At 67.0% G+C, this 6,531-nt stretch carries 5 protein-coding genes; all 5 read right to left on the reverse strand.

Annotation, left to right across the window (positions count from 1 at the left end; translation table 11 throughout):
- Positions 1-105: 105 nt before the first annotated feature.
- Positions 106-1,842 carry an ABC transporter ATP-binding protein gene (locus ACK5L9_RS10825; RefSeq protein WP_416911476.1) on the reverse strand — a complete coding sequence of 579 codons (1,737 nt, stop codon included), beginning with the start codon at positions 1,840-1,842 and terminating at the stop codon, positions 106-108.
- A complete protein-coding gene (locus ACK5L9_RS10830) occupies positions 1,842-2,969 on the reverse strand; it encodes a glycosyltransferase family 4 protein (protein ID WP_416911480.1) in 1,128 nt (375 codons plus the stop codon). The genes ACK5L9_RS10825 and ACK5L9_RS10830 overlap by 1 nt, the downstream gene beginning before the upstream one ends.
- Positions 2,969-4,207 carry a glycosyltransferase gene (locus tag ACK5L9_RS10835; protein ID WP_416911477.1) on the reverse strand — a complete coding sequence of 413 codons (1,239 nt, stop codon included), beginning with the start codon at positions 4,205-4,207 and terminating at the stop codon, positions 2,969-2,971. Before ACK5L9_RS10835 ends, ACK5L9_RS10830 begins: the two co-directional genes overlap by 1 nt.
- On the reverse strand, positions 4,204-5,436 hold the full coding sequence (locus ACK5L9_RS10840; protein ID WP_416911478.1) for a glycosyltransferase family protein: 1,233 nt from the start codon (positions 5,434-5,436) through the stop codon (positions 4,204-4,206). Before ACK5L9_RS10840 ends, ACK5L9_RS10835 begins: the two co-directional genes overlap by 4 nt.
- Positions 5,437-5,554: 118 nt before the next feature.
- On the reverse strand, positions 5,555-6,531 hold a 977-nt coding region (locus tag ACK5L9_RS10845), incomplete at its 5' end, for an excinuclease ABC subunit UvrC (protein WP_416911479.1).

Consider the following 6,531-nt stretch of genomic DNA (forward strand, 5'->3'; position numbering starts at 1 on the left):
ATCAGAGACCCGCAGCCCAGTCTTGCGGCAAGCGCCCCGGTGTCAAGCGCAAGGGCCAGACCCGGCAAGCCGGGATCGCGGCGGATCAGGTCCAGATCGGCGGGATCAGGCGGCATCGTCGGCCCCTTTCACGTCGATTCGCCCGCCGGACAGGCGAACCACCCTGTCGGCCTGTGCGGCGAAACTCAGATCATGCGTGATCATCATCACAGTCCGCCCCCGCGCCAGCCGCCGGATCGCCCCTTGCACGGCCTTTTCGGACAGATGATCCAGCCCGACCGTCGCTTCGTCCAGCAACAGCACCGGCGCGGGTCGCAGCGCCGCCCGCGCGATGGCCAGACGCTGACGCTGCCCGGCCGAGAAATTGCCTCCTCGTTCCTCGATCAGTGTGTCATAGCCTTGGGGCGTGGCCATGATGAAATCATGGGCATCGGCCAGCCGGGCGGCGGCCTCGATTTCGGCGCGAGTGGCATCGGCCCCGGCCCCAAGCGCGATATTGTCCGCGATGCTCATGTGAAACAGCAGCGGCTCTTGTGGGACATAGCTGATCTGGCGGCGCAGCGAGGCGCGGGTGAAATCGCGCAGGTTCCGCCCGTCAAGCAGGATCTGGCCCTCGTCCGGGTCGGCAAGCCGCAGGATCAGGCTGGCAAGGGTCGATTTGCCGGTGCCCGAGGGGCCGGTAATGGCCACGAACTGACCGGCGGGAATGTCCAGATCCAACCCGTGCAGCACGGGCCTGCCTGGATGGCTGAAGCAAAGGTTCCGCAGGCTGATCGCGCCCTTGATGTCTTGTGCCTGATCGGGGCCGTCGGGCGGGCCGGGTTCGCGATCCAGCAGATCGACCACACGTTCGCCCGCCGCCGAAGCCTTGGCCAGACGTGCCGAGTATTTCGCGTAATCGCGCAGCGGGCGGAAGGTGTTCTTCATATAGGTGATAAAGACCAGCAGATCGCCCGGCGTGATCCGTCCGGCCAGCACCTGCTGTGCGCCCACCCACAGGACCAGCGCCGTCGCCACACCAACCAGCAGATCGACCCCGCGTTCCAGCCGCGCCGACAGCCGCGTGCCGCGCACGCCCTCGCGCAGGCTTTTGGCATTGGCGGTCCCGAATTGCGCGCTGACCCGATCCTCAAGCCCCAGGGCCTGAACGCTGCGCATGCCCGCCAGCGTTTCTGCGGCGGTCGCGGCCATGGCCCCTTCGCGCTTGCGCTGGTCGCGGCTGACATTGCGGATCGCTCTGGTCATCCGGGTGCCAAGCCATGCCAGCAGCGGCAGCGGCAGCAGCGCGACCAGCGCAAGCCACGGGTCCAGCCACAGCATCACCCCGATCATGCCGGCCAGCACCAGAAGATTCGCAAAGACCGGCATCAACGCCGTCACTGCCGTTTCGCGCAGCATGCCCACATCGCCGATCAGGCGCATGGTGATGTCGCCCGCCCGCGCGCCGGTGTGAAAGCTGAGTGGAAGGCGTTGCAGATGACTGAACAACGCGGCCCGGATGTCGGTCAGCATGCGGTTCCCGGCCAGCGCGAAGGCCAGCGTGGCAAGGTACTGAAACAGCGCCCGCAGCCCCGTCGCCGCCAGAACGGCCAGCGCGCTCAGCGCCAGCAGCGCTCCGGTGCCAAGCCCGCCGATTACCTGATCGGCCGCTTGCGGCACCAGCCGGTCAATCACGAATTTCAACGGCCATGGCTCGGCCAGCTTCATCAGCGTGGCGGCGATCAGCGCCAGACCGCCACCAAGGATCAGCCCTCGATAGGGGCGCATGAAGGGCGCGAAACGGCGCAGGACGCGACCAAGACCGGGCAACGCCTCGCGGGTCGGGTTGAGACGCTGCGTCATCACGCAGCCTTCCGGCACGACAGACGCAGGATCCGCTGCGCGACATCGCTCCATCTGTGGCGGGCCAGAACGATCCGCCGCCCGGCTGCGCCCATGCGGCGGGCCTCGTCGGGCGCGTGGGCCAAACGATGCAGCGCGCGGGCCATCGCTGCGGGATCGTCGGGTGGGCAGATCAGCCCGGTCTGGTCATGGCGGACAAGCCGTGCCAGATCGCCGACATTGCTGGCCACGACCGGCAGACCCGAGGCCATGTATTCATAGATCTTCAGCGGCGAGAAATAGAAGGGCTGGCCGCTGGCATAGGGTGCGACGGCGATATCCATCCGTGCCAACCAGCCGGGCACCTCGTCCGGGGCCACCGCTCCCGGCATTTCCGCCCCCAGTTCCGTCAGCGCCGCACCAAGGCGCGCGCGTTCCGGCCCGTCACCGACGATCAGCAGCCGCGCCTGCGGCACCGTGACGCGCAGAAGCTTCATTGCCTTCAGCAGGGTTTCAACATCGTGCCATGGGCGCAACGTGCCCAGAAATCCGACGGTTTGGCGGCCAGCCGGGCGGATGACGGAAGGAAAGCGGTCGGGATTGACGGCATTGGCAATCACCTCGATCCGGGCCGCGCCGTGGCTGCGGGCGTAATCCGCCACGGCCGGGCTGACCGCGCTGACCCAGGCGGCGGCGCGCATGGCCCGTCCGGTGCTGGCGCGGGCCAGATCGGGAAGCGGCAGCTTGCGGTGACGCAGGCTTTCCCCGATCAGGGGCGCGTTGACCTCTTGCACGCCGGGAATAGCCTGCCGGACGGCCTCTTCCATGGCGGAATGGGCGAAAAGCGCGTGCCGTTCATAGACCAGATCAAAGGGACCGGCCTCGCGCAGCGCATGGACCACCGCGTCATTCTGCGCGATCAGCGCCCTTGCCCGGTCTTTGGCATCCGCCGCCGCCGGAAGGGCAGGCAGGGGCCATGGGCGCAGGGCGGCATGGCAGTCCGGGATCCGGCCGATCCGCGGCGAAATCAGCGTGACCCCGGCCCCGGTGGCCAGAAAGGCCGCGATCATCTCGCGGGCGTGGACGGATGCGCCCTTGGTTCCGAAAACCTCGATCCCCGGATCGGTGCAGACATAGGCGATACGCATCACGCGGCCCCCCGTTCGTTCCGTGTCATCCCGCCCGCGCAACGGTCGAACAGATCGCCAAGCCGGGCTGCGTTGCGGCCAAGGTCATGATCCCGTTGCATCGCCGCCCGTCCCGCGCGCGAAAAACTCAGCCGCAAGTCGGGCTGGTCCAGCAGTCGGGCCATGGCCCGAGCCAGCGCGGGCGCGTCGCCCTCGGGGACGATCAGGCCGTTCCGGTCATGCGCGATCAATTCGGGAATGCCGGTGACATCCGATCCGATGCAGGGCAGGCCAAGGGCCATCGCCTCAAGCAGGACGGTCGGCATGCCGTCGCGATTGCCATCGGCACCCACCACGCAGGGACAGGCCAGCAGTGCTGCCCGGCGCATGGCGGCGATGATTTGTTGCTGCGGCAGCGGGCCGCACAGCGTGATCCGGTCCTGCAATCCGGCATCCGCGATCTGCGCGCGCAGTTCGGCCTCTTCCTCGCCCGCGCCGATGATGCGGCAGCGGGCGCGATGACCGCTGGAGGCCATGATCCGCACCGCCTCGATCAGGATGTGGAACCCCTTCTTTTCGACCAGCCGCCCCACGGCAAGGATTTCGTCGGCATCGGGGCAGGGCGGCTGCCAGCCGAACCTGTCCAGATCGATGCCGTTATGGATGCGGATCACCGAAGCCCCCGGCCAGGTTCGGGTCAGATAGTTTTGGTTGTAATCCGAGACCGTGACCGCCGCTGTCGCATCGCGCAGCTTGAGATCAAGATTCTGGTTCTCGTCATAGAGGCAATAAATATCCTTGGCATGCAGCGTTACCGACCACGACACCCCGGCCAGCGCGGCGGCGATGCGTGTCACTGTTGCCGCAATGGTGCCGAAATGGGCGTGCAGATGGGCGATACCGCGCGCCTGCACCTCAAGCGCGATGCACAGCGCCTGCGCCATATCCCTGCCGCGCGCCTCGGGAAAGCCGGCGATTGCCTCGGGCAGGCCGGGCAGGCGTCCGTGTCCGGCCTGCATCAGTTGCCACAGATCGTCGGGGCCGTGGAACCGGTCGGGCACGCGGGTGACTGCGGCGCGGACGCGCGAGATCAGATCCTGAAAATGGGTCTCTTCGACGGCGCGCAGGGCAAAGATGTCGATCGGGCGACCGCGTTCCTCATGGGCGAGTATCTCGTTCACGATAAAGGTCTCCGAGAACCGAGGATAGCGTTTGACGACATAACCGGTATGGGCGGGAAAAACGGAGGCGTGGGTCATGCGCAGGCCTTTCTGGTCGGGTTCTGGTGGATCAGTTCGGTGGCCCGGCGGCGTATCGCCTCTAGCCCCGACATGTTCAGCAGATCGCGCGCGCGGGCGACCCGAGGCGGTGGCCCGGCGAGCCAGTCCGACAGGCGGGCCGGCGACAGATCGGCGGGTGCGATCATGCCGATCAGATCAAGCGCGGCCAGCCGTTCGGCCCGCAGGAACTGTTCACGGCGCGGATGGGTGCGGGGCGTGATCAGCGCGGGCGCGGCGAAGGACAGAAGCTCGGTCACGGTGTTATAGCCGCCCATCGCGATGACGCGCGCCGCGCCCGCGATCAGCGGCAAAGGCTCGGGCAGGAAATCATGCATCGTCATATCCGCGCGAGCGGCGATGCGGGCGCGCAGCGCCTGACGGTCGGGCGCGGGCATCTGGCTGCCCGCGATCAGGATGCCGCGATGGCCGTCGGGCAGACGCGTTTGGGCAAAGGCATGGCAAAGACACGCGCCGTCGCGCCCGCCGCCGACAGTACACAGCACATAGGGCTTTCGCGGCGGCGGCAGGGTGGCGGTCAGGCTGCGTTCGCGTTGGTCCAGATAGCCCATGAAGCGGGCACGGGTCGCGAAATCCGCGCCAAAACCGTATTCCGACACCAGATCATAGAAACGCGGATCGCCATAGATCCAGATTTCGTCGAACCAGCGCCGCAATGCCGGGAAATTGCGCTGCCGCAACCATTGGCCGCGTACCGTCTCGGCCGTGTCGATCACGTCGCGCAGACCCAGAACGATCCGCGCCCGGCCCCTTGCCCGCAGCGCGGCAAGGGCCTGATCCATCTCGCCCTGCGCGCCGCGCGGGACATTGTCCACGATCAGCAGGTCGGGGTCATAGGCCGTCAGCGCCGCCCGGATCGAGGCCGCCCGCAACCCCGCCAGTTCCGGCAGCGTCAGTTCCAGCGATCGCGCACGATAGGTTCCACCGGCATCCTTGCCATAGGCGGGCAGGGTCAGCACATCCACCCCCTCGGGCAGATCAAAGGCCCCCGCCTCGCGCATACCTGCGATCATCAGAATCTGCGGAGCCGGGTCCAGACGGCGCAGTGCCCCCGCCAGCAGCAGGTTGCGCCGCCAATGACCGAACCCCAGCGTGTCATGCGAATACAACGCAATCCGCGCCGGACCATGGGCGCCGCCGGGCCGCTGCGGTCGGGTGGAACTGCGGTCGAAGGGGGTGATCATGGGCATGGTGCGGCGTCCTTTTCCGGGCTTGTCGTCTGGTTCCGGAATGACAACGCGGCTGTGCCGATTTTAATCCATGGCAAGGATTGCTGTGCGGAATGCCGCCGCTTTCTATTTTGGCGGCCTATCCTCTGGCGTTGAAATGATCGTGGATTTTCTGCGCCATCGCGGCCGAAATCCCCTCGACCGCCTGCAGATCGGCAAGTCCTGCGCGGCTGACGGCCTTGGCACTGCCGAAATGGGTCAGCAGGGCGCGCTTGCGGGCCGCGCCGATGCCGGCGATTTCATCCAGCGGGTTGGCCATCACCGATTTCGCGCGCCGCGCGCGATGGGTGCCGATGGCCCAGCGATGCGCCTCGTCGCGCAGACGCTGGATGAAATAAAGCACCGGATCGTTCATGCGCAGCGCGAATGGCCGTTGGCCGGGGCGGTGAAATTCCTCTTTGCCGTGGTCGCGGTCCACGCCCTTGGCGACGCCGATCATGGGGATGTCCCCGACCCCCAGATCGGCAATGATTCCCTCGACCGCCGAGACCTGACCTGCGCCTCCGTCAATCAGCAGCAGGTCGGGCCAGGCCTCGGTCTGGCGGTCGGGATCCTCTTTCAGCAGGCGTTGAAAGCGGCGGGTCAGAACCTCTTTCATCATGCCGAAATCGTCGCCGGGCGTGATCTCGGTCCCCTTGATGTGGAACTTGCGATACTGGTATTTGACATACCCTTCCGGCCCCGCGACGATCATGCCGCCGACCGCATTCGTGCCCATGATGTGACTGTTGTCGTAAACCTCGATCCGGCGGGGTGGGGCGGGCAGGTCAAAAGCCTCGGCGATCCCCTCAAGCAGCCGCGCCTGCGCCGCGCTTTCCGACATGCGGCGACCCAGGCTTTCGCGGGCATTGCGCAAGGCGTTGGTCACAAGCTCGAATTTCTCGCCGCGCTGGGGTACGGCGATCTCGACCCGGCGGCTGGCACGCTGGGACAGAACCTCGGCGGTCAGTTCGGGGTCTTCGGCCCCATGGGCCAGCAGCATGGCGCGGGGCGGCGGCGTGTCGTCGTACCATTGCAGCAGAAAGGCCTGTCTCACCTCGGCCGCCGATTCAGCGC

The sequence above is a fragment of the Paracoccus sp. (in: a-proteobacteria) genome (genome assembly GCF_047973135.1).
Lineage (GTDB): Bacteria > Pseudomonadota > Alphaproteobacteria > Rhodobacterales > Rhodobacteraceae > Paracoccus.

Excerpts from the sequence above, each read along its gene's own strand:
- ACK5L9_RS10825 (WP_416911476.1), bottom strand. The coding sequence starts at position 1,842 with ATGACGCAGCGTCTCAACCCGACCCGCGAGGCGTTGCCCGGTCTTGGT.
- ACK5L9_RS10830 (WP_416911480.1), bottom strand. The coding sequence starts at position 2,969 with ATGCGTATCGCCTATGTCTGCACCGATCCGGGGATCGAGGTTTTCGGA.
- ACK5L9_RS10835 (WP_416911477.1), bottom strand. The coding sequence starts at position 4,207 with ATGACCCACGCCTCCGTTTTTCCCGCCCATACCGGTTATGTCGTCAAA.
- ACK5L9_RS10840 (WP_416911478.1), bottom strand. The coding sequence starts at position 5,436 with ATGCCCATGATCACCCCCTTCGACCGCAGTTCCACCCGACCGCAGCGG.